The following is a 22253-nucleotide window of genomic DNA, read 5'->3' on the forward strand; positions in this document are numbered from 1 at the left end:
CACGCCGGCAGTGCGTCCCTGCGGCTCGTCCGCGGCCGTCCCTGGCCGCGGACGGTCTCCGAAGGACGATGCTTGCGGCACGTTCCCCCAAACGCCGCGGTGCCCTCGGCAAGACCTCCCCACAGCGGCCGCGCGCGTTTCGCCACCATTGCTCCGCTCGGCAATGCGGCGACGTGTCGAACGCGGATCGCTCATGAACGGCACGCCGTGTCCGCGGAGGGCTGTGTGGGTGGGGCCTTTCGGGACGCTCCGCGACAGGGATGTCGCGGAGCGAGCCCCAGGGATGGGTTCACGGCGGTCCCGAAAGGGCCCACCCACACAGCCCTCCGCACCGCCGCTGCGCACACACCACCGCCGCGCACCACCGCTGCGCACCACGCCGCCGCTGCGCACCATCGCGTTGATACAATCGCGGTCATGACTGCGGGCCCTGTCATCGTCGCATTGTCCGGCGGCGTCGATTCCGCCGTGGCCGCCTGGTTACTGCGGGAAGCCGGGCACGACGTCGAATGCCTCCACATGACCAATTGGGAGGACGACGACGGCTACTGCGATGCGGCTCGGGATTTCCACGACGCCCGCCGCGTCTGCCGCCTGCTCGGCGTCCCGCTTCATCGGGTGAATTTCGCCCGCGAATATCGCGAGCGCGTCTTCGCCCGATTCCTCGAGGAATCACGCCGCGGCCGCACGCCGAATCCCGACGTGCTCTGCAATCGCGAGATCAAGTTCGGCGTGCTGCGCCGCTACGCGCGCCGCCTCGGCGCACGCGCTCTTGCCACCGGGCACTACGCGCGCCTCGACACCGCCGGCGGGCGGCCCTTGCTGCTGAAGGGGCGCGACCGCGGCAAGGACCAGAGCTATTTCCTGCACGCCGTGCACGAGGAGGACCTCGAGGACGTGCTGTTTCCGCTCGGCGACCTCACGAAGGACGAAGTCCGGGGCATCGCGCGCCGCGCCCGCCTGCCCGTCGCCGAGAAAAAGGACAGCACCGGAATCTGCTTCATCGGCGAGCGGCCGTTCGCGGAGTTTCTTGCGCGGTTCGTGGCTGCGCAGCCCGGCCCGATCCGTGCAATCGACGGCACGATGCTCGGCACCCACCGCGGGCTCGCCTTTTACACGCTCGGCCAGCGCCGCGGGCTCGGCATCGGCGGCGTCGCCGCACGCGCGAATGCGCCGTGGTACGTGGTCGAAAAGAATCTCGAGCGCAACGAGCTGCTGGTCGCGCAGGGGCACGACCATCCGGCGCTGCTCTGTCAGCGGCTGCGCGCCACCGGCCTGCATTGGATCAACGGCCCGCCGCGCGGCTGGGACGACGGCGCGCCTCTCGTGTGCTCCGCGAAGACGCGCTACCGGCAGCGCGACCAGCGCTGCGCAACCGTACGCACCGGTTCCGATGCGATCGAGGTGACCTTCGAGCAGCCACAGAGGGCCGTGACACCCGGGCAGTACGTCGTGCTGTACGACGGCGAGCGCTGTCTCGGCGGCGCCGTGATCGACGTTGCAGAGCGCGTCGACGCCGGCATCGCGAGCACCGGCGAGCCGCCCGCGTTCACGGCGATCGAGGACGGATGCGTCGCCCTCGGTGTCGACGCCGCGGGCTAGCCCCGTCCGTCGCTTGCTATAATTCCTTTTTCGCCGTCCACAGCAGCTCCCCGAGGTCTTCGTGATGACAGACAGCTTCGGCGCCCGCCAGTCGATCTCCGTCGGCGGCGTGTCCTATCGCATTCATCGAATCGGCGCAGTCGGCAGCGAGGTCGATGATCTCCCCTACACGTTGAAGATCCTGCTCGAGAACCTGCTGCGGCACGAGGACGGCGAGAACATCAAGGCCGAGGACATCTCCGCCCTCGCGAGCTGGGATCCGGCCGCCGAGCCCGAGCGGGAGATCTCGTTCACGCCGGCGCGGGTGATTCTCCAGGACTTCACCGGCGTCCCGGCCGTCGTCGATTTGGCCGCGATGCGCGACGCCGTCGTCGCGCTCGGCGGGAAAGCGTCGTCGATCAATCCGCTCTCGCCGGTGGAGCTCGTGATCGATCACTCCGTTCAGGTCGACAAGTTCGGCACGCCCGACGCGCTCCGGCAGAACAACGCGATCGAGTTCCAGCGCAACCGTGAGCGCTACGCGTTCCTGCGCTGGGGCCAGAACGCGTTTCGCAATTTCCGCGTGGTGCCGCCGAACACCGGCATCGTGCATCAGGTCAACCTCGAATATCTCGGCCGCGTCGTCTTCGACGCCGAGCAGGACGGCGAGCGCGTCGCCTATCCGGATACGCTGGTCGGCACCGACTCGCACACGACGATGATCAACGGCCTCGGCGTGCTCGGCTGGGGTGTCGGCGGCATCGAGGCCGAGGCCGCGATGCTCGGGCAGCCGATCACGATGCTGATCCCGCAGGTCGTCGGCTTCGAGCTCACGGGGCGGCTCGCCGAAGGCGCCACCGGCACGGATCTCGTGCTCACGGTCACCGAGATGCTGCGAGCGTATGGTGTGGTCGGCAAGTTCGTCGAGTTCTTCGGCGACGGTCTCGACCATCTGCCGCTCGCCGACCGCGCGACGATCGGCAACATGTCCCCGGAGTACGGCAGCACGTGCGCCGTGTTTCCGATCGACAACGAGACGTTGCGCTATCTCGAGCTCACGGGACGCGACCCGGAGCGCATCCGCCTGGTCGAGCACTACGCGAAGGAGCAGGGATTGTGGCGCACGGACGGCCGACGCGCCCGCTACACGCACGTGCTGAAGCTCGACCTGAACGACGTCGAGCCGAGCATCTCGGGGCCGAAGCGCCCGCAGGACCGCATTCCGCTGCGCTCCGCCGCTGCGAAGGCGAAGGCCCTGCTCGCCAGCTCGGAGGCGAAGGCTGCCCGGCGCGTGCCGGTGAAGCTCGACGGGCAGGAGTTCGACCTCGAGGACGGCGCGGTGACGATCGCGGCGATCACGAGCTGCACGAACACGTCGAATCCATCGGTGATGCTCGGTGCGGGCCTGCTCGCGCGCAACGCCGCGGCGCGGGGTCTGAAGCCGAAGCCGTGGGTCAAGACGAGCCTCGCGCCGGGCTCGAAGGTCGTCACGGACTACTACAAAAGGGCCGGTCTGCTCGACGATCTCGAGCAGCTCGGCTTCAACCTCGTCGGGTACGGCTGTACGACTTGCATCGGCAACTCCGGTCCGCTGCCGGACCCGATCGCCGAAGCGATCCAGCAGTCCGATCTCACCGCGTGCTCGGTGCTCTCCGGCAACCGCAACTTCGAGGGCCGCATCCATCCGCTCGTGAAGATGAATTTCCTCGCGTCGCCGCCGCTCGTCGTGGCCTACGCGCTCGCCGGTAGCATGAAGGTGGATCTCTACAACGATCCGCTCGGCACGGACCGCGACGGCAAGCCGGTCTACCTCAAGGAAATCTGGCCGAGCGCCAAGGAGGTTCAGGATCTCGTCATGTCGACCATCGATGCGGCGATGTTCAAAGCGAGCTACGCGAACGTCTTCGCCGGCGACGAGAACTGGAACAGCCTCGCGGTGCCGGCCGGAGAAACCTATGCGTGGGACGAGAATTCCACGTACGTGCAGAACCCGCCCTACTTCGCGTCGATGACGCGCACGCCGCGGCCGCCTTCGGACATCCGCGGTGCACGCGTGCTCGCGCTGCTCGGCGACATGATCACGACCGATCACATCTCCCCGGCCGGCAGCATCCATCCGGAGAGCCCGGCCGGCCGCTACCTGCTCTCGCTCGGCGTCGAGCGGAAGGACTTCAACTCCTACGGCGCGCGCCGCGGCAACCACCAGGTGATGATGCGCGGCACGTTCGCGAACATCCGGCTCCGCAACCTCCTCGCGCCGGGCACCGAAGGCGGCTGGACGATCTACCTGCCGACCGGCGAGCAGACGAGCATCTACGACGCGGCCATGCGCTATCAGCAGGACGGCACGCCGTTGGTCGTGATCGCGGGCAAAGAGTACGGCGCGGGATCCTCGCGCGACTGGGCGGCGAAAGGCACCGCGTTGCTCGGCGTGCGCGCCGTGCTGGCGCAGAGCTTCGAGCGCATCCACCGGTCGAATCTGATCGGCATGGGCGTGCTGCCGCTCCAGTTCCTCGACGGCGACACGGCCGAAAGCCTCGGCCTCGACGGCACCGAGCACTACGACATCGAAGGTCTCGGCGCCGAGCGCCGCGCGCGCGTGCGCGTCACGGCCACGCGCGACGACGGCCGAAAGATCGAGTTCGAGGCGCGGGTGCGCATCGACACACCGAAGGAGCAGGAATACTACGTGCACGGCGGCATCCTGCACTACGTGCTGAGGCAGCTTGCGACGTAAGAAGCACCGTCCCGCCCGAGGGCGGGGCCGGCGTGAGCCGAGCGTGAAGGCGGGTCGCGCGCCGTGTTACGGCGCGCCGAACGCGGCCTGCACCGCCTGCACGTCGATGTGCGCCTGGAGGCCCGACATGAAGGCTATCACCTGAGGGTGAGTCATCAGGCCTTGCATCGCGACTTGCCCGAGCACCTGAAAGCTCGCCTCGAACGCGCTCCCCCCCTCGTAGGTCAGAGCCTGCTCGGTCTCGGACTTGCATCGTTCGGTCAGCAGCGTCACGAAGAGCTGCGCCGCCCCGCGGTTCAGCTCGTCCGCCCGCTCGCTCGAGACGTTGCCGAGCTCGCTGACGCTCGGATGGGCGGCCATCGCGGCGAACACCCACCTCATCAGCATTTCCCGGTCCGCCTCGCTGGTGGTGCGGACGAGGCACTTCGCGAGCTCGTCCGTGAACGGACCCGCATAGCTCGGCGTCGACGCGAGCAGCGCAACGAGGATCGCCAGGGCCTTCGGTTTCATGTGATTCCTTTCGCGGCGAGATCGAGCCGACGACGCCGGCGGTAGAGTCGTTGCCGCGCATGCACCGTAGCAGACCCGGTTGCACGCCGGAACGGATCAGTTCACACAACAGCGTTGACGAGCCCGCCCGAGGGCTCGCCCTCGCGAGAGCGTGCTGCGGCGCGTGCCGGCCGCTACCGATCCGAGCGGACGGCGGCAAGGCCCTTCGGTCTGCACGCGCTCGGTCCGTCGGCTGCGGTAGACTCGGGCTAGATGCCGCGCTTCGCCGACAAGCTCGCCGCGCTCGCCGCCGTGCTCCTTTGCACGTTGACGCACGGCGGCCCGCGAGCGGACGACGCCGAGCCCGACGCGGCGGAGTTTCATTTCGCGCGACTCGCGTTCGGCGCATTCGGCAGCCGGTTCGGCATCGGCCGCGGCGAGCCGTGGCTCCGGGATTGGCCCGACGCCGACTACCATTTCATGCAGGGCGTGCGCCGGCTGACGCGGATCGACGCCGCCGACGGCAGCCGGCAGGTCGGGCTTCTGGGCGAGGATCTCTTCGACTATCCGGTGATCTACGCGGTCAAGGTCGGATTCATGCGGCTCGACGACCGCGAAGCCGCGCAATTGCGCGAGTACCTGCTCCGCGGCGGCTTCCTGATCGTCGACGACTTCCACGGCCCCGCGGAATGGGACGAGTTCGCCGCCTCGATGGCCCGCGTGTTCCCTGATCGGCCCATCCTCGACATGCCGGACGCGGACGAGGTTTTTCACGTGCTCTACGATCTCGATCAGCGCGTGCAGATCCCGGGTCGCCAGGCCGTATTGAGCGGCGTCACTTGGGAGCACCCGCAAGGCGTGCCCGCCCGATGGCGCGGCATCTACGACGACGACGGCCGACTGATGATCGCGATCAACTTCAACATGGATCTCGGCGACGCGTGGGAGCACGCCGACGACGCGTTCTACCCCGAGCCGCTGACCGCGCTCGCTTACCGGTTCGGCGTGAATTACCTCGTCTACGCGATCACGCACTGACGACGCGCACGTTCGCGTGCTCGGCGGCCCGGCGCGCTCGCCGCGCCGGGCTGCGACGCGGGGACTTACGAAGCCGGCGCGCGGATCGCCGATCCCGGCGCGGTACGATCGCGCAGCCAGCGGCGGCGAACGACGCGGCGCCACCACATCGTGAACCCGGTGACGAACAACACCGCCGGCACGAGTCCGAGCAGCGCCCAGGTGAAGCGGATGCCGAGGCCGCCGAACCGGCCGAAATGGAGCTTGATCAGCGCGAGCAGCAAGCCCTCGCCTGGCCTCGAAAGATCGCTCGGATCCGAGTCGAGACCGTCCATCACCGCTTCGAACGGCTGCGGAAACGCGAAGTACACTCCGGTGACGGCCCACCCGAGAAGCAGCGCGAAGCACCAGAACCCGAGCACGCTGTGCAGCTGCCAGCTCAGGCGCGGAGCGCCGCGGCCGCGCCGCATCGTCAACGCATAACGCCAGCGGCGCCGACCCGGCCACCAAATCACGGCGCCGGTGAGCACGAGCGCAGTGCAGAGCACCCCGGCCGCCCCGTTGAGCTTGCGGCCGGTTTCCCCGGCGAGGAGATCGTCGTGCAGGCGCACGATCCACTCCATGACGCGCACGCCTGCGGGAAAAGGAGAGCCGAGGTCGCGCCCGGTGTACGGGTCGACGAGCCGGCTGATCTCGATGCCGTCGCGCTCGAGCGCGACCTGCACCGGCCGCTCCGGGCGGCGGGGCTCGCTGATCCGCACGAGCCGGTAGCCCGGATAGCGCGGCGCGAGCGCGGCCTCGAGCGCAGACCGATCGAGACGCGTTTCGCCCACCGTTTCGACCGTTCGCGGAATCAGCGCGAAGTTCACCTCGCGTCGAAACACCGCGACGCTGCCGCTCACGCTGATCACGACGACATAGACTCCGAGCACGATGCCGGTCCAGAGGTGCACTTGGAACAGCGCGCGGCGCAGGCGCGAGCTCTGCGGCCGGTCGACCCACGTGGCCTTCGGCGCCGGCATGCGCTCAGCCGCGAGCGCTCACTCGGCCGAGACCCAGAGCGGCACTTCGGTCCACGCGTTTGCGAGACTGCGATCGAGCGCGCGGTACGCCGGCTCGAATCGCTCGACGTGACGCCAGAAACGGCGCGAGTGATTCAGCGAGAAGAGATGGCACAGCTCGTGAATGAGCAGATATCGGACAACGGCCGGATCGAGGAACATCGCGCTCGCGTTGACGCTGATGTTGCCTTGGCCCGAGCAGCTTCCCCATCGCGTGCGCTGCAGCCGCACCTGGACCTTGTTCGGCATCCGGCCGATCGCTTCGGCTTCGCGAAGAAGCCAGGGCTTCAAATGCAGCCGCGCTTCGTCGAGCAGCCATGCGCGCAGCCGCTTTCGGGCGTCTCGATGGTCGGCGTACGCGGTCTGAACCAGCAGTCCCTGCGTGGTCACGCGCGCCCGCGGGCGCCCGCCGGCTTCGTGCCGGTACCGCACCTTCAGCGAGCGGCCGACGGCCCGCAGCGTGACCGTCGACGGCAACAGCTCGCGGTCCCCCGCGTAGCGCGTGCTGACATGCGTGCGGGCGCGCTCGATCCAATCGCGATGCTCGTCGACGAATGCTGCGATCTCTTTCGGGCGCGTACCGATCGGCACGACGAGCTCGAGCGTGTGCGGCGGCACGAGCTGCAGGAACAAGCGGCGCGCACGACGGCTTTCGCGCATGACCAGGTGGCCGCCAGCGACGAACGCCGGGTGTCGCTGGTCGTCGAGCAAGCGAAGTTGTTGCGGCATTCCCTGTCTTTGCAAGCTCCTCCCGCCCGTATAATAGCCGCCCGCGGTGCGGCTCGGCGAATGGTCATGAAGCCGGCGGCCGTAGCGTGGGCACCCCGGCCGCCGGCGGCCCGCCGGGGCCGCCGAGCCGCCAGTCACCCGAGAAAATGCCCGAGCTCACCGACATCGGCGTCAACCTGACGCACGACAGCTTCGATTCCGACCGGGACGCGGTCATCGAGCGGGCGGCGGCCGCCGGCGTAACACGCATGATCGTCACGGGCACTTCGGTCACCGCCAGCGCCCGGGCGGCCGAGCTTGCGATGTCGCACCCCGCCCTCTACTGCACGATCGGCGTGCATCCGCATCACGCCGACGAGCTCGATCCGCACGCCCTCGAAGCGTTGCGTGCGCTGCTCGGCCACCCGCGCGCGGTCGCGATCGGCGAATGCGGCCTCGACTTCTTTCGCAACTTCTCGCCCCGCGACGCGCAGGAGCGCGCGTTCGCGGCTCAGCTCGATCTCGCGGCCGATTGCGGGCTTCCGGTGTTCCTCCACCAGCGGGATGCGCACGATACGTTCACGTCGATCTTGAGCGCCTACCGCGACCGCCTGGCGGGCGGCGTCGCGCACTGTTTCACCGGGGGGCCCGCGGAGCTCGATGCGTACCTCGACCTTGGGCTCTACATCGGCGTGACCGGCTGGGTCTGCGACGAGCGACGGGGAGAGGCGCTGCGCGCCGCGCTCCCGAGGATTCCGCTCGATCGGCTGCTGCTCGAGACCGACGCACCGTACTTGCTGCCGCGCGATCTCGAGCCGAAGCCCAGGAACCGCCGCAACGAGCCGGCCTTTCTGCCGCATATCCTCGCGCACGTGGCCGCGGGCATGAACCGAAGCGCCGAGGCGATCGCTCGCGCCGCGGCCGAGAACACCGAGCGCTTGTTTCGGCTCTCGGAACGTTCGGCCCGGTGATCCCTCCCTTTCCGATTAAAAGATTATGCCGCTTTGCTCGAATCCTTCTCGGATTCGTCAGCGCGCGTCGCTGACCGGCTGAAGCGCCTCGCGCACACGCTCCCACTGCGGCGCGAACGCCGCCTTCAGGCGCTCGACCTCGCCCCTGTCGGGCTTCTTGTAGCGCTCCACGAACTCGTCGGCGAGCATCACCTCGCGCGGCCGCCCCTTGCTGAAGTCCGCGGCCGGCGAAAACACGACGTGGCCCTCGACCGGGATGTCGCGGACCAGGCGCCGCACGGCGGCGATGCGGTCGTACAGCGTGTGCTGCGGATTCGGGAACGTGAAGCGGCGCTGCCGGCTCATCACCGTCCACTCTTCCATCCGATCGCTGCCGAAGATCGTCCCTTCGAACGCCTTCGTGTCGACGACGACGAGACCGTGCGCCGTCAGCAGCAGATGCTCGAGCTCGATGTAGCCGCCCATTCCGTTCGGCACGAGCACACGGTGGGCCGAGTCGATCGCTACCGAGCGCACCGTGCTCCCGAGATCCGACTGCCGCCTGCGCCACACCAGCAACGCGAGGATCAGGGCGAGCACGAGCGCGGCGATCGCGCCGATCGCGACGAACCAGTACCCCTGCATGACTTTAAGTTATTCTTTTAAATTATTGATATACAATCACAAATCCCACTGCACGAGCTGTGCTCGGAGCGCGTCGAGCCTCGGCGGCAGCGGAATCGATTCCGCCGGTTGCTCGAGCAGCGCCGCGAGCGCGGGCGGCATGTCGATCCGCCGGCCGACGATGGGCTCCACGATGGTCTCGAACTTCGCCGGATGCGCGGTGGCCGAGACGATCCACGGCAGCGCACGTCGCGCCCCCGGCAGCTGGTCGTGAACATGAAAACCGGTCGCCGTGTGGGGGCACCAGACTTCGTGGTAGCGACGGTCGTCCTTCGCGATCTGCGCGCGGATCGCGTCGTCGTCGACCGGATACGCCTCCACGGCCGCGCGCAGCACGTCGAAGTCCGGCAGCAGGTACCGCAGCCGCTCCATGTTGCTCGGATTGCCGACGTCCATTGCCGAGGCAAGCGTCCGCCGGCTCGGCCGCGGCTGCCAGTCGCCCGTGGCGAGGAAATCCGAGATGGTCCTGTTCGCGTTCAGCGCGAGCACGACCTCGCGGATCGGCATGCCCATCGCCTTCGCCCAGAGGCACGCGACGCCATTGCCGAGATTGCCGGTCGGGACGATGGAGCCGGCGGCGGTCCCATGTTGCCGCCAGTGCCAGAGCGCCGCCGCAGCGTGGTAAGCGGCCTGCGGCAGCAGGCGGCCGAGGTTGATGCTGTTCGCGGCCGTCAATCGGCAATGCCGGGCGAGCTCCGGGTCGACGAAAGCGGCCTTGACGAGCGCCTGGCACTCGTCGAAGGTGCCGTCCACCTCGAACGCGCGCACGTTGTCGCCCCAGCACGTGAGCTGATGTTGCTGGCGCGGCGATACCTGCCCTTTCGGGAACAACACCGCGACACGAATTCCGCGGCGCCGATGGAACGCCGCGGCGACCGCCCCGCCCGTGTCGCCGGACGTGGCGACGAGAACCGTGAGCGGCCGGCCGTCGTCGCCGGATAGCGGCAGCGCGCGTTCCGTGAGCGCTGCGAGAAAGCGCGCGCCGACGTCCTTGAAGGCCGCGGTGGGGCCGTGGAAGAGCTCGAGGACGAAGAGCGTGCCGCTGCTGCCGACCGGCTTCAGCGGCACCGGAAAACCGAGCGCCTCGCGGCAGATCGAGTCGAGCTCGGGCTCGAGCGGGCTGGCGGCGAAAAACGGCGCGAGCAGCTCCGCGGCGACGTCGGCCAGGCTTTCGGCGCGCACGGCGCCGGGCTCGAAACGCGGCAACTGCTCCGGAACGTAGAGCCCGCCGTCCGGCGCAAGGCCCTGCAGCACCGCGCCGACGATGTCCGTCTCGCGGCCCGCTCGGGTGCTGAGATAACGCATGCCGGTGCGTGCCACGCTTTCAGTCCTGATTGCCGCTCAGCATGCTGCAGAGCCGCAGCAGATCCGCAAAGATTCCGGCGGCGGTCACGTCCGGACCGGCGCCCGGCCCGCGGACGATCAGCGGATTGTCGCAGTAGCGGCGGGTGACGAACTGCACGATGTTGTCCGTGAGGTTGATGTTCGCGAACGGATGGTCTTTCGCAAAGCTCTGCAGCTGCACCCTCGCCGTTCCGCGCCGCATGTCGATATCGGCGACGTAGCGCAACACCGTGTCGTTTCGCTTCGCTTCGGCCACGCGCTCGGCCATCGGCGCGTCGAAGTCCGACAGCCGATCGAGGAACTCGTCGACCGACGCGTCCGCGAGCGCCGCGGGCACGAGGCTCTCCACGTCCAGATCCTCGAGCTCGAGCGCGAGGCCCGCTTCCCGCGCGAGGATGACGGCCTTGCGGGCGACGTCCATCCCGGAAAGGTCGTCCCGGGGATCGGGCTCCGTGTAGCCCCGCGACCGTGCATCGCGCACGATCTCGGAGAACGGGCGGCCGCCGTCGAAGACGTTGAAGAGGTACGCGAGCGTCCCGGAAAAGATGCCGCTGATGCTTTCGATCTCGTCGCCGGTCTCGACGAGATCTTTCAGCGTTTGAATGACCGGCAAGCCGGCGCCCACGGTCGCCTCGTAGAGGAAATGGCGGTTCGCCGACCGCGTCAGCTTCTTCAGCTCCTCGTAGTACCCGATCGGCCCGCTGTGCGCCCGCTTGTTCGGCGTGATCACGTGGATGCCGCGCTCGAGCCAGCTCGCGTATCGGTTCGCGATCTCCTGGCTCGCGGTGCAATCGATCAGCGCGGCGTGCGGCAGGTAATCCGTTTGCACATGATCGACGAACGCATCGAGGCGCATGGCTTCGCCGCCGCCGAGCGCCTCGCGCCAGGATCCGAGATCGATGCGCGGCTCGCCGAGGTGCATGCGCCGCGAGCCGCCGATCGCGCGCACGCGGAGATCGAGATTGAACTTGTCGCGCAGCCGCTCGCGGGCGTCGGCGAGCTGATCGAGCAGCGCGCTGCCGACGAGCCCCGGGCCGATCAGCCCCACGGAGACGGTCTTGGCCGACAGATAGAAGCTGCTGTGCACGGCGCGAAGCGCGCGCGTCATGTCTTTCGTCGCGATCACGGCGGAGATGTTCCGCTCGGAGGCGCCTTGCGCGATGGCGATCACGTTGATGCCCGCGTTGCCGAGCGTGCGGAAAAAGCGCCCGGCCGTTCCCGGCGCGCCGGCCATGCCGTCGCCGACCACGGCGAGGATGCCGCAGCCGCTCGTGACCTCGACACGCTGCACCTGCCCTTGGTCGAGCTCCACGGCGAACGCCCGCTCGACGACGCTGCGGACCGCGCCGGCCGAGGCCTCCGGCACGGCGAAGCAGATGGAGTGCTCGGAGCTGCCCTGGGAGATCAGCATGACCGAGACGCCGGCCTCGCGGAGCGCCCCGAACAGCCGGTCCGCCGTGCCGGGAACGCCGATCATGCCGGCGCCCTCCAGGTTGATCAGCGCGACGCCGTCGACGCCGCTGATGCCCTTCACGACGCCGTTCCGGTCGGCGGACGGCGCCGTGATCCGCGTGCCCGGATGCGCGCGGTTGAACGTATTGCGGATCAGGATCGGGATGCCGTGCGCGACGGCCGGCGCCATCGTCTGCGGGTGAATGACCTTTGCCCCGAAGTAGGCGAGCTCCATCGCCTCGTTGTACGAGATTTGCTCGATGACGGTGGCTTCCGGCACGCGGCGCGGATCCCCGCTCATCACGCCGTCGACGTCCGTCCAGATGCAGACCTCGCGCGCGCCGAGCAACGCGCCGAAGATCGAAGCCGAATAGTCGCTGCCGTTGCGGCCGAGCGTGGCCGGCAAGCCTTCACGGTCCGACGCGATGAAACCGGTGATCACGGCGACGCCGTCGAAATCGGCCGGCACCGCGCGCGCGAGCCGTTCCCGGGACTCGTCCCAGACGACGATCGGTCCCATTTCCCCGGGCGCGACGACGAGCACGTCGCGTGCGTCGACGCAGAGGACGCGGCGGCCGGCACCGACCCGGCCGGCCAACACGGCCGTGAGCAGGCGCGCGGACCAAAGCTCGCCGAAGCCGCCGACGAGCGCGCGGCTTCGGGAGGAAGCCGCGCGCACGAGCGAGAGCGCTTTCAGCACGCTCTCGATATCGCCGAGATCCTTTTCGAACGGGGCGAGCACCTCATCGGCGGACGGCCCCGCAAGCAGGTCCTTCGCGGCCGCTCGGTAGCGTTCCCGAAGCCCGTCGAGCGCCTCTCGAACGGGCTCCCGCTTCGCCGCCCGATCCACGAGGCCGAGCAGCAGATCGGTCGTGCCGCGCATCGCGGAGACGACGACGGCGAGGTTACCGCCGCCCGCACCCGTGACGATGTCCGCTACGGTGCGGAAGCATTCCGCATCGGCGAGGCTCGTGCCTCCGAATTTGTGGACGGTCCAGTCCATCGACGAAGCTCGAAGATGCTCGGAAACGGGCGGCGAGGATAGCAGAACCGCAGTCGAGGTGCCGGGCCCGCCGCTTTGCCGCGGTTCGCGGCGCCGTCCGGGTCGTTCGCGCCCGCGCGGGCCCGCCGTTCCGCCGCGCGTCAACCCGCGCCGGCCGCGATCTCGCGGCGCATCGCGCCGATCGTCGCGGCGTAGTCAGCCGACCGGAAAATCGCCGAGCCCGCCACGAAAATATCGGCGCCGGCGCGCGCGATCCGGCCGATATTGTCGACCTTGACGCCGCCGTCGACCTCGAGCCGGATCGGCAGCCCGGAGCGATCGATCAGCTCGCGGGTGCGCTCGATCTTGCCGATCGCCGACTCGATGAACGACTGCCCGCCGAAGCCCGGGTTGACCGACATCAGCAGCACGAAATCGAGCTTGTCGAGCACGTAGTCGAGCCAATCGAGCGGCGTCGCCGGGTTCAGCACCAGTCCGCTCCTCAAGCCGTGGTCGCGGATGAGCTGCAGCGAGCGATCCAAATGCTCGGTCGCCTCCGGGTGGATGCTGACGAAGGTCGCGCCCGCCTCGGCGAAATCCGGAATGATCCGGTCCACCGGCTTCACCATCAGGTGCACGTCGATCGGTGCCGTGACGCCGTAGTTCCGCAACGCCTTGCACACGAGCGGGCCGACGGTGAGATTCGGCACGTAGTGATTGTCCATGACGTCGAAGTGGATCAGGTCTGCGCCGGCCGCGAGAACCCGGTCCACCTCTTCGCCGAGCCGCGCGAAATCGGCCGACAGTATCGACGGCGCGATCCAATGCCCGCCTAGCGGCAGCTTTGTCATCCTCTCGACCTCATCGACCTCGAGCGGCCGCCGCGAAGCGGCCGTGGCCGTCGGCGGATTATTTCACGAACCCGGATGCGCCTCATCCCGGGCCGGCAGCTCCGCGCCGTTTGCTCTCGGCTCGATCAGGAACGTGAGCGGGAGCACGACGACACAGGCGCCGGCGAGCGAGAGCAGCGCCGACGCGTAGCCCGCAGAGGCGTGCGCGGTGGAGCCCGCCACGGCGCCGATGGCCGCGGACCCGACGAGCTGCCCGGCGCTCAGGAACAGCGTCAAGAGCCCCTGCCCGGCGCCGCGCCGAGACTCGCCGGATTCGCGGAGCACGACGTAGCGCAGCGGCGCGCCGAGCAGCGCCGCGAGCCCCAAGCCGACGAGCGCGCCGGCCGTGTAGAAGGTCCCGATGCCGAGCGGCTGCACGTGAAACGTCGCGAGCCCCGCGCCGGTGAGCACGAGGCCCGCCTGAATCACCGTACGCGGCCCGATGCGGTCGAGCAGATATCCGGCGGCCGGGGCGCCGGCGATCAGCGTCAGCACGAGCGGAAGCATCATCAGGCTCGCAGAAGCCGGCTCCACGTCGAACGCCCCGACCGCGAGCTCGGGCAGGAACACCATGCCGGCTTCCACGAGGCCCGCCGCAACCGCAATGCCGCCGACTGCACGAAGCGGCACCGACCGCCAGAGCGCCGGCGGCAGGATCGGATCGGATGCGCGGCGCTCGACGAGGACGAGCAGGATCGCGGCGATGCCGGCCGCGAGCAGCCCGGGCCAGACGTCCGGCGCGAGCAGCGCCGCGGGCAGTCGACCCGCATCCAATCGGTTCACGCCCCATGCGGCGCCGAGCAGCACGACGCACAGGAGCAGCGCGCCGCCCGCGTCGAAGCGGCCGGCCCGATGCGCGGGGCGCACCGGCAGCAGCCGGACGGCCGCGACGATCACGGCGGCGGCGATCGGCAGGTTGATCAGAAAGAGCCACCGCCACCCGAGCGGCAGTATCAACCCGCCGAGCAGCGGGCCGAGCAGGAAGGCCAGGCCGAACACGGCGCCGATCAGACCGAGGGCGCGGCCGCGCCGCTCCATCGGAAACGTTTCCGCGACGACCGCGCTCGCGACGGGGAACACGCCGCCCGCGCCGAACGCCTGCACGGCGCGCCCGACCAGGAGCACGTCGAACGTCGGCGCGGCGGCGACGAGAGCCGAGCCCGCCGCGAACAGCCCGACGCTTGCGACGAACAGCGGGCGGCGGCCGTACCGGTCCGACCATTTCGCGATCAAAGGCGCGCCGGCGACATTGAACAGGATGTAGATCGAGAACACCCACGACAACGCGCGATCGCCGATGCCGAAGCCGTCCTGCAAGGCCGGGAGAGCGGGACCTACGACCGCGATGTCGAGCGCGGCCATCAGCACGCCTGCGAACAGCACGCTCAGCACGGAAGCCGGGCGCGGTCGTGCGGACGGAGCCGTCATGCCTGCATCGACTGCGCTTCGTGCCGGTCCGGCTCCGCGGCGCATCGATGCACCTCCACGGCGATGTGCACGATGCCGAGATGCGGCGGGACGAGACGCTTGTAGTGCTCCGGCGGCTTCGGGGCGTGCGTGACGACGGAAAGCTGCGCGCTGTAGATGTCCGGGCCGACGTTCCAGACGTGCAGGTCCGCGATGCGGTTGTCGTCGCGCGACTCGATGCTCTCGCGGATCGCGCGGCAGACGGAGTCCGGGGCCGTGCGATCGAGAAGGATCGCGCTCGTCACCCGCAGCAGCCCGAGCGACCAGCGCGCGACGAGCACGGCGCCGACGATGCCCATCAACGGATCCATCCACGTGAAGCCGAAATATTTCGCGCCGAGCAGCGCGAAGATCGCGAGCAGCGACGTCAGCGCGTCGGCGAGCACGTGCAGATACGCGGACACGAGGTTGTGATCGTGGCCGGCGTGGACGTGCGCGTGCCCGTGGCTGTCGGCATGGACGTGGCCGTGTCCGTGGCCGGCATGGAAATGTCCGTGGCCGCCGGCATGCGCCTGCTCGTGCCCGGCGTCGCGGACGTGCGCCACCTCGCCGCGGGCGTCGGGCTCGTGCGAATGCAGCGGCACGAGCGCGAGATCGACGGGCGCCCCGCCGCCGCGGTGCTCGAGAATCAGCACGGACACGCCGTTCACGACGAGCCCGAGCACGGCGACCAGAATCGCGTGATCGAACGCGATCGGGACGGGTGCGACGATCCGCGCGATGCTCTCCGCGGCCATCACCAACGCGAATCCGGCGAGGAGCACCGCGCCGGTGAAGCCGCCGAGCGTGTTGACCTTGCCCGTGCCGAAGCTGTAGCGCGCGTCGTGCGCATGCCGCCGGGCGTAGACGTAGGCGAACGCGTTGATCCCCAGCGCAGCCGCATGCGAGGCCATGTGCAGCCCGTCGGCCAAGAGCGCCATGGAGCCGAACGCGAGCCCGGCGGCGATCTCGACGATCATCATCGTCGCCGTGAGCGCGATGACGATGAAAGTCTTCCTCTCGCCGGGACGCTTCAGGTCCTGCCCGAACGAATGCGAATGCTGCCAGCGCTCCAGTTGCTCGTCGTGCATGAAAATCGGATGACCGTATCGGGCGGGTGCAGCGCGGCGCACCGATCGCGCGCCGACGGTCGCAGATGCGGCCCCACAGTATACGGCCTCGAGCCGCGGATCGGCACGGCCGCGCCTCGGCCGCGACGGCGCCGGTCACGTCACTGCACGTGCAGCACGAGGCCGGTCAGGTACTCCGCTTCCGGAAATTCGAGCGCGATCGGATGGTCCGGCGGATGCCCCAGACGCTCGAGAATCCGTACCCGGCGGCCCGCGTCGACGGCGGCGCCCGCGACGATCTTTTGAAACAGTGCGGCGTCGACGTGCCCCGAGCAGGAGAAGGTCGCGAGCACGCCGCCCGGCGCGACGAGGCGCAGCGCGCTCAGGTTGACGTCCTTGTAGCCGCGGCTGCCGGCTTGGATTTGACTCGCGGAGTGCACGAACTTCGGCGGGTCGAGCACGACGAGACCGAACCGCTCTCCGCGCTTGCCGAGCGCGCGCAACTCCTCGAAGACGTCCGCTTCGATGCAGCGGCATCGCTCGGCGACTCCGTTCAGGGCCGCTTCCTCGGCCGCGGCCTCGAGCGCTTCGCCGGAGCCGTCGATCAGCGTCGCCGACGCGGCCCCTTCGGCCAGCGCCGCGATCGCGAAGCCGCCAGTGTAGGCGAAGGCGTCGAGCACTCGAGCACCGCGCGCGTAGCGCGCGACGCGCTGGACGTTGTCCTGCTGGTCGAGATACGCGCCGGTCTTCTGGCCGCTCCCGATTCGTACCAGCCGGCGCAATGCGCCCGCGCGGTACTCGACGGCGCCGGCGCTCGCCTCTCCGGCCAGCAGCCCCCGGCGCGACGGCAGGCCCTCCTTGCGGCGCCCGGCGCCCTCGGAGCGCTCGTGGACGGCCCGCGGCGCAAGCTCCGCAACGAGCGCCGCGGTGATCGTGTCCCGCCAGCGCTCGGCGCCGGCGGACACGAACTGGCAGACGACGTGGCCGGCATAGTGATCCGCGATGACCCCCGGCAGACCGTCCGATTCGGAGAAGACCACGCGGCAGGCGCCGTCCGGGTCGAGGCGCCCGAGGCGGCGCCGCAGGTCGGCCGCGCGCGCGATCGCCCGCCTGAAGAACGCCTCGTCGACCGTTTCGGCGGGATCGAACGTCCAGACCCGCGCGCGGATTTGGGAGGCCGGGGAATAGGCCGCGCGCGCGAGAAACTCGCCGGCGGCGTCGACGACGTCGACCGTGTCGCCCGCGCCGGCCGCGCCCTCGACCTTCTCGACGGCGCCCGAAAAAATCCAAGGGTGCCGGCGTCGAAGCGACTTCTCGCGCCCGGCCTTGATCACGATGCGCGCCGCCGCCTCCATTCGATCTCCCGCGCCTCCGGCCCCGGCGCATTCTACTCCGCGCGGCAGGGCGCTGTTTTCTTCGATTCATCGCCGTGCCACACTCGGCGAGGGCTCCGCATTTCGACGTGCATGTCTGAAGCGCTCGGACAACGCGTCTCGCTGATCGGTGCGCCGACCGACGTCGGCGCAGGACGGCGCGGCGCGTCCATGGGACCCGAGGCGCTGCGCGTCGCGGGCTTGAAGCAGTCGCTCGAGCGGCTGCGCCGCACCGTGGTCGATCGGGGCAACGTGACCGGACCGATCAACCCGGAGGCGGCGCGTGTCGACGGCTACCGGCACCTCCCCGAGGTCAGTGCGTGGTGCCGAGCCGTGCACGACGCCGTTTACGGCGCGCTCCGGGACGGCGACTTTCCGATTCTGATGGGCGGCGACCACAGCCTGGCCGTCGGCTCGATCGCGGCCGTCGCGCGTCATTGCCGCGAGCGCGGAATCGTGCCGACGGTGCTGTGGCTCGACGCGCATTCCGACTTCAACGTCGCGAGCTCCTCCCCGACGGGCAATCTCCACGGCATGCCGGCCGGAATTCTCACGGGCCACGGTCCGCCGGAGCTCACCGATCTCGGGCCCGACGTGCCGATCGTCGCGCCGGAGCGCATCGTGCAGATCGGCATCCGCTCGGTCGACGAGATCGAGAAGAAGCTCGTCGTCGAGAGCGGCATGATCGTTTACGACATGCGCCTCATCGATGAGATCACGATGCGCACGGCGGTGGAGCGTTCGCTCGACTATCTCGGCCGGCGCGGCGGGCATCTGCACGTCTCGTTCGACGTGGACTTCCTCGATCCCGCGATCGCGCCCGGCGTCCCGACGACGGTTCCGGGCGGGCCGACCTACCGCGAGGCGCAGCTCTGCATGGAGATGATTCACGACTCGGGCCTGCTGCGCTCGCTCGACATCATGGAGCTGAACCCCGCATTCGACGATCGCAACCGCACGGCGGAGCTCGCCGTCGAGCTCGTGGAGAGCCTGTTCGGGGAGCAGATTCTCGCGCGCACCGGCGGGCCGGCCACGAAATACACGCTGTGAAACGAACCGAGCAGATCATCGCGCAGACGGAGCGCGTCAGCGCGCGCAACTACGCGCCGCTTCCGGTCGTCATTACCCGCGCCGAAGGCGTGTGGGCATGGGACGTCGAGGGACGCAAATATCTCGACTGCATCAGCGCGTACTCGTCGCTGAACCAGGGTCACCGGCATCCGCGCATTCTGCAGGCGCTGCTGACGCAAGCCGGCCGGCTCACGCTCACGTCGCGGGCCGTGCACAACGACCGCCTCGGGCCGTTCCTCGAAAAGCTCTGCGCGGCCGCCGAGATGGACATGGCGCTGCCGATGAACACCGGCGCGGAGGCGGTCGAGACCGCGATCAAGCTCGCGCGCAAGTGGGGCTACCGCGTCAAGGGCGTGCCGCGGAACGAAGCGGATATCATCGTCTGCCGCAACAACTTCCACGGACGCACGACGACGATCGTCGGCTTCTCGTCAGAGCCGCATTATCGCGAGGACTTCGGCCCGTTCGGGCCGGGCTTCACGACGATCGAGTACGGCGACGCGGATGCGCTTGCGGATGCGATCAAGCCGAGCACGGTGGCCTTCATCGTCGAGCCGATTCAGGCCGAAGCGGGCATCATCGTGCCGCCGGCGGGGTACCTCACGGCCGTGCGCGACCTCTGCCGCCGGCACAACGTGTTGCTGGTTCTCGACGAAATTCAGACCGGGCTCGGACGGACCGGGAAGCTTTTCGACTACCAGCACGAGGCGTACGCGAAGCCCGACCTGCTCGTCGTCGGCAAGGCGCTCGGCGGCGGCGTCTATCCGGTCTCGGCCGTGCTCGCATCGGCGCAGATCATGGGGCTCTTCAGACCCGGCGAGCACGGCAGCACGTTCGGCGGGAATCCGCTCGCGGCGGCGGTCGGCGAAGCCGCGCTCGAGGTCATCATCGATTCACGGCTGCCGGCGCGCGCCGCCGAGCTCGGCGCGTATCTGTTCGAGCGGCTCGAGACGCTTCGGTCGTCGCCGCACGTCGCGTCGATCCGCGGGCGCGGCCTGCTGGTCGGCGTCGAGATCGCTCGCGGATCGGGCACGGCGCGCGAGGTCGCCGAAAGGCTGCTCGAGCGCGGCGTGCTGTGCAAGGACACGCACGAGCAGGTGATCCGCCTTGCGCCGCCTCTGATCGTCGAGCGCAGTCAGCTCGACTGGCTCGTCGAGCAGCTGCGCTTCGTGCTGCGGTGACGAAAAAGGTGTGAACCAAAAAAGGTGTCAGACACGATTTCCTGAAAAATCGTGTCTGACACCTTTTTCATTGTCGGGGGAGGAGGAGCATCGGATGGATCTCGGACTGAAGGGCAAGAATGCGGCGATCACCGGGTCGAGCCAAGGCATCGGCTTCGCCATCGCGACGGCGCTCGCGAAGGAGGGCTGCAACGTCGCGCTGTCCGCGCGCGGGCAGGAGCGGCTGGACCGTGCCGTGGCCGAGCTCGAGGCGCTCGGAGTGAAGGCGATCGGCATCGTCGCCGATCTCGCGACCGAAGCAGGCTGCCGCCGATTCGCGGAGGGCGCCGCGGAAGGCCTCGGCGGCCTCGACATTCTGGTGAACAACGTCGGCGGCATGATCCCGGGGACTCTCGAGACCCTGTCCCCCGAGCAGTGGTCCGTCGCGCTGAACGTGAATCTGATGGCAGCCGTTTACACGACGAAACACGCGCTGCCGCATCTGAAGAAGGGGCGCTCGCCGCGCATCCTCAACGTGTCGGGCGTGACCGGCAAGCAGCTCTTGCCGGGCTCGTGGACGACGACGATCCCGAACGCGGGGATCATCGCGTTCTCGAAGCTGATGGCCGGCGATCTCGGCGCGGCGGGCATCACGGTCAACAACATTTGCCCGGGCTTCACGAACACCGAGTCCTGGGGTCCGCGCGCGGAAGCGATGGCCAAGGTGCGCGGAACCTCGGCCGATCAGGTGCGCGCCGGCATCGCGGCTCAGACGCTGCTCGGCCGATGGGCCGAGCCCGAGGAGATCGGCAACGTGGCCGCGTTTCTCGTCTCGGAGCGCAACGGCTACATGACCGGCACGACCGTCGAGGTCGACGGCGGCTTCAACAAGTACATTTGAACCCGCGGGCGCTCACCACCAGCCGGCGCGCTCGCGCAGCGCGCGGTTCGATTCGCGGGCCTCGGCGACGATCGTCTCGACGTCGAGCGTCGTGAGCCGGCCCGCCCGCTTCAACACGCGGCCGTCGACGATCACGGTGTCGACGTTCCCCGGATGGACGGCCTCGACGACGAGGTGCGCCGCATCCGTCAGCACGGCGAGATTCGGGCGGCGCGTGTCCAGCAGGATCATGTCCGCACGCTTTCCGGGAGTCAGCGAACCGATTGCGTGATCCATGCCGATCGACCGCGCGCCTTCGAGCGTACCGAGCGCGAGAACGCGGCGCGCCGGAAGCGCGCGCTCGTCGCCGGCCTGCCCGTTCGCGAGATTCTGCACGGCCTTCATGATCGCGAACGGATCGGCGTTGCCGGACAGCGCCGGCGTATCGACGGACAGCCCGAGCTTCACGCCGGCGGCGAGAAGCTTCAGCGTCGTCGGAATGCCGAAGCCGATCCGCAGCTCCGTGAACGGCGAGACGCTGACCGCCGCACCGCTCGCGGCGAGCGCCTCGACCTCCTCCTCCGTCGTCCAGATCGCATGGATGATCTGCAGGTCGGGCGCCAGCAGGCCGCTACGCGCGAGCGCGGCAATGCCGCCCGCGGCCGCCTGCGAGGCGTTCGCGTGCACGGATGCCGGAAGCCCGAGCTCGCGCGCCTTGCGCAGCTCGCGCTCCGCTGCGGCTTCCACCTTGCCCGCCGCCGGGCCGGGCCATGCGAGGCCGAGCGTGAGACGGCCGCCGGCCGAGTAGTCCGGCCAGCCGCGCGCGAGTCGCTCGAGATCGTCGAGATCGATCAGCCCCGATCCCTGCTTCGCCGTCGGCCACCCATAGCCGAACCGCGCGCGTATCCCGGACTCCGCGAGCGCGGCAAGGCTCGCCTCGGCGTGGGCGGGGCTGCGGACGTTGTGGCACCAGTCGTGGATATGCGTGATGCCGGAGTCGATCGCCTCGGCCGCCGCGAGACGAGTCGCGCGGTAGACGTCCGTCGGGGTGTAGAACACGCCGATGCCGCGTGACGTCGGAAAGTAGCCGTGCTCGGGGCGGTCCCCGGCCATGCTGCGCAGGAGCGTCGTCCACACGTGCCAGTGCGTGTCGACGAGCCCGGGCAGCGCAATCATCTCGCGGCCGTCGATGATCTCGGCGTCCGGGGCCCGGAGGTCCCGGCCGACGGCCGCGATCGCGCCGTCGCGCACGTGGACGTCGGCGTCGGGCAAGTCGCCGAGCGCCGGATCCATCGTCATCACGAACGCGCGGCGGACCAGAAGCTCGTTCGCGCTCACGGCCATCCCACCGCGGCCGC

18 protein-coding genes are annotated in these 22253 nt (G+C 69.3%); 7 read left to right on the forward strand and 11 right to left on the reverse strand.

Features of this window, described 5'->3' with window-relative positions; genetic code table 11:
• The first annotated feature begins 417 nt into the window (after positions 1–417).
• Together mnmA and acnA are read left to right on the forward strand one after the other, a co-directional pair.
• On the forward strand, positions 418–1602 hold the full coding sequence (mnmA, locus tag VF329_09380) for a tRNA 2-thiouridine(34) synthase MnmA (GenBank protein ID HEX7081213.1): 1185 nt from the start codon (positions 418–420) through the stop codon (positions 1600–1602).
• Positions 1603–1666: 64 nt separating this feature from the next.
• Complete coding sequence (acnA, locus tag VF329_09385) at positions 1667–4318, forward strand: aconitate hydratase AcnA (GenBank protein HEX7081214.1); 2652 nt, start codon at positions 1667–1669, stop codon at positions 4316–4318.
• 66 nt (positions 4319–4384) lie between these two features.
• Here the strand turns inward: acnA and VF329_09390 are convergent, their stop codons facing one another.
• A complete protein-coding gene (locus VF329_09390) occupies positions 4385–4828 on the reverse strand; it encodes a hypothetical protein (protein HEX7081215.1) in 444 nt (147 codons plus the stop codon).
• A 252-nt stretch (positions 4829–5080) separates the two neighbouring features.
• Between VF329_09390 and VF329_09395 the strand changes: the two genes are divergently transcribed.
• Positions 5081–5845 (forward strand): DUF4159 domain-containing protein, encoded by a 765-nt coding sequence (locus tag VF329_09395; protein HEX7081216.1) that lies wholly within the window; start codon positions 5081–5083, stop codon positions 5843–5845.
• 65 nt (positions 5846–5910) lie between these two features.
• Here the strand turns inward: VF329_09395 and VF329_09400 are convergent, their stop codons facing one another.
• Together VF329_09400 and VF329_09405 are read right to left on the reverse strand one after the other, a co-directional pair.
• Positions 5911–6846 (reverse strand): PepSY domain-containing protein, encoded by a 936-nt coding sequence (locus VF329_09400; GenBank protein HEX7081217.1) that lies wholly within the window; start codon positions 6844–6846, stop codon positions 5911–5913.
• An 18-nt stretch (positions 6847–6864) separates the two neighbouring features.
• A complete protein-coding gene (locus VF329_09405; GenBank protein HEX7081218.1) occupies positions 6865–7614 on the reverse strand; it encodes a SprT family zinc-dependent metalloprotease in 750 nt (249 codons plus the stop codon).
• Positions 7615–7760: 146 nt separating this feature from the next.
• Between VF329_09405 and VF329_09410 the strand changes: the two genes are divergently transcribed.
• Positions 7761–8564, forward strand: coding sequence for a TatD family hydrolase (locus VF329_09410; protein ID HEX7081219.1), 804 nt, complete (start codon positions 7761–7763; stop codon positions 8562–8564).
• 57 nt (positions 8565–8621) lie between these two features.
• Here VF329_09410 and VF329_09415 read toward each other — a convergent pair whose 3' ends face one another.
• The 7 genes from VF329_09415 to VF329_09445 all read right to left on the reverse strand — a co-directional run bounded on the left by VF329_09415 (position 8622) and on the right by VF329_09445 (position 17766).
• Entirely contained in the window at positions 8622–9188 is a 567-nt protein-coding gene (locus VF329_09415; GenBank protein ID HEX7081220.1) for a nuclease-related domain-containing protein, read from the reverse strand.
• A 36-nt stretch (positions 9189–9224) separates the two neighbouring features.
• The gene (gene thrC / locus VF329_09420; protein HEX7081221.1) at positions 9225–10532 is read right to left on the reverse strand and encodes a threonine synthase; all 1308 of its coding nucleotides are present in this window, start codon (positions 10530–10532) and stop codon (positions 9225–9227) included.
• Positions 10533–10551: 19 nt separating this feature from the next.
• Complete coding sequence (gene thrA / locus VF329_09425; GenBank protein HEX7081222.1) at positions 10552–13026, reverse strand: bifunctional aspartate kinase/homoserine dehydrogenase I; 2475 nt, start codon at positions 13024–13026, stop codon at positions 10552–10554.
• 140 nt (positions 13027–13166) lie between these two features.
• On the reverse strand, positions 13167–13856 hold the full coding sequence (gene rpe / locus VF329_09430; GenBank protein ID HEX7081223.1) for a ribulose-phosphate 3-epimerase: 690 nt from the start codon (positions 13854–13856) through the stop codon (positions 13167–13169).
• Between the two features lie 63 nt (positions 13857–13919).
• Positions 13920–15323 (reverse strand): MFS transporter, encoded by a 1404-nt coding sequence (locus VF329_09435; GenBank protein ID HEX7081224.1) that lies wholly within the window; start codon positions 15321–15323, stop codon positions 13920–13922.
• The gene (gene dmeF / locus VF329_09440) at positions 15320–16432 is read right to left on the reverse strand and encodes a CDF family Co(II)/Ni(II) efflux transporter DmeF (GenBank protein HEX7081225.1); all 1113 of its coding nucleotides are present in this window, start codon (positions 16430–16432) and stop codon (positions 15320–15322) included. Before dmeF ends, VF329_09435 begins: the two co-directional genes overlap by 4 nt.
• Positions 16433–16572: 140 nt before the next feature.
• Positions 16573–17766: a class I SAM-dependent methyltransferase gene (locus tag VF329_09445; GenBank protein ID HEX7081226.1), complete on the reverse strand. Its 1194-nt coding sequence runs from the start codon at positions 17764–17766 to the stop codon at positions 16573–16575.
• Between the two features lie 111 nt (positions 17767–17877).
• Between VF329_09445 and rocF the strand changes: the two genes are divergently transcribed.
• The 3 genes from rocF to VF329_09460 all read left to right on the forward strand — a co-directional run bounded on the left by rocF (position 17878) and on the right by VF329_09460 (position 20916).
• Positions 17878–18834, forward strand: coding sequence for an arginase (gene rocF / locus VF329_09450; GenBank protein ID HEX7081227.1), 957 nt, complete (start codon positions 17878–17880; stop codon positions 18832–18834).
• Complete coding sequence (rocD, locus tag VF329_09455; protein HEX7081228.1) at positions 18831–20036, forward strand: ornithine--oxo-acid transaminase; 1206 nt, start codon at positions 18831–18833, stop codon at positions 20034–20036. Before rocF ends, rocD begins: the two co-directional genes overlap by 4 nt.
• A gap of 94 nt (positions 20037–20130) precedes the next feature.
• Positions 20131–20916 (forward strand): SDR family oxidoreductase, encoded by a 786-nt coding sequence (locus tag VF329_09460; protein HEX7081229.1) that lies wholly within the window; start codon positions 20131–20133, stop codon positions 20914–20916.
• 12 nt (positions 20917–20928) lie between these two features.
• Here the strand turns inward: VF329_09460 and VF329_09465 are convergent, their stop codons facing one another.
• Positions 20929–22233: an amidohydrolase family protein gene (locus VF329_09465; protein HEX7081230.1), complete on the reverse strand. Its 1305-nt coding sequence runs from the start codon at positions 22231–22233 to the stop codon at positions 20929–20931.
• Between the last annotated feature and the right edge of the window lie 20 nt (positions 22234–22253).

The organism is Gammaproteobacteria bacterium (assembly GCA_036381015.1).
GTDB lineage: Bacteria > Pseudomonadota > Gammaproteobacteria > Steroidobacterales > Rariloculaceae > ZC4RG20.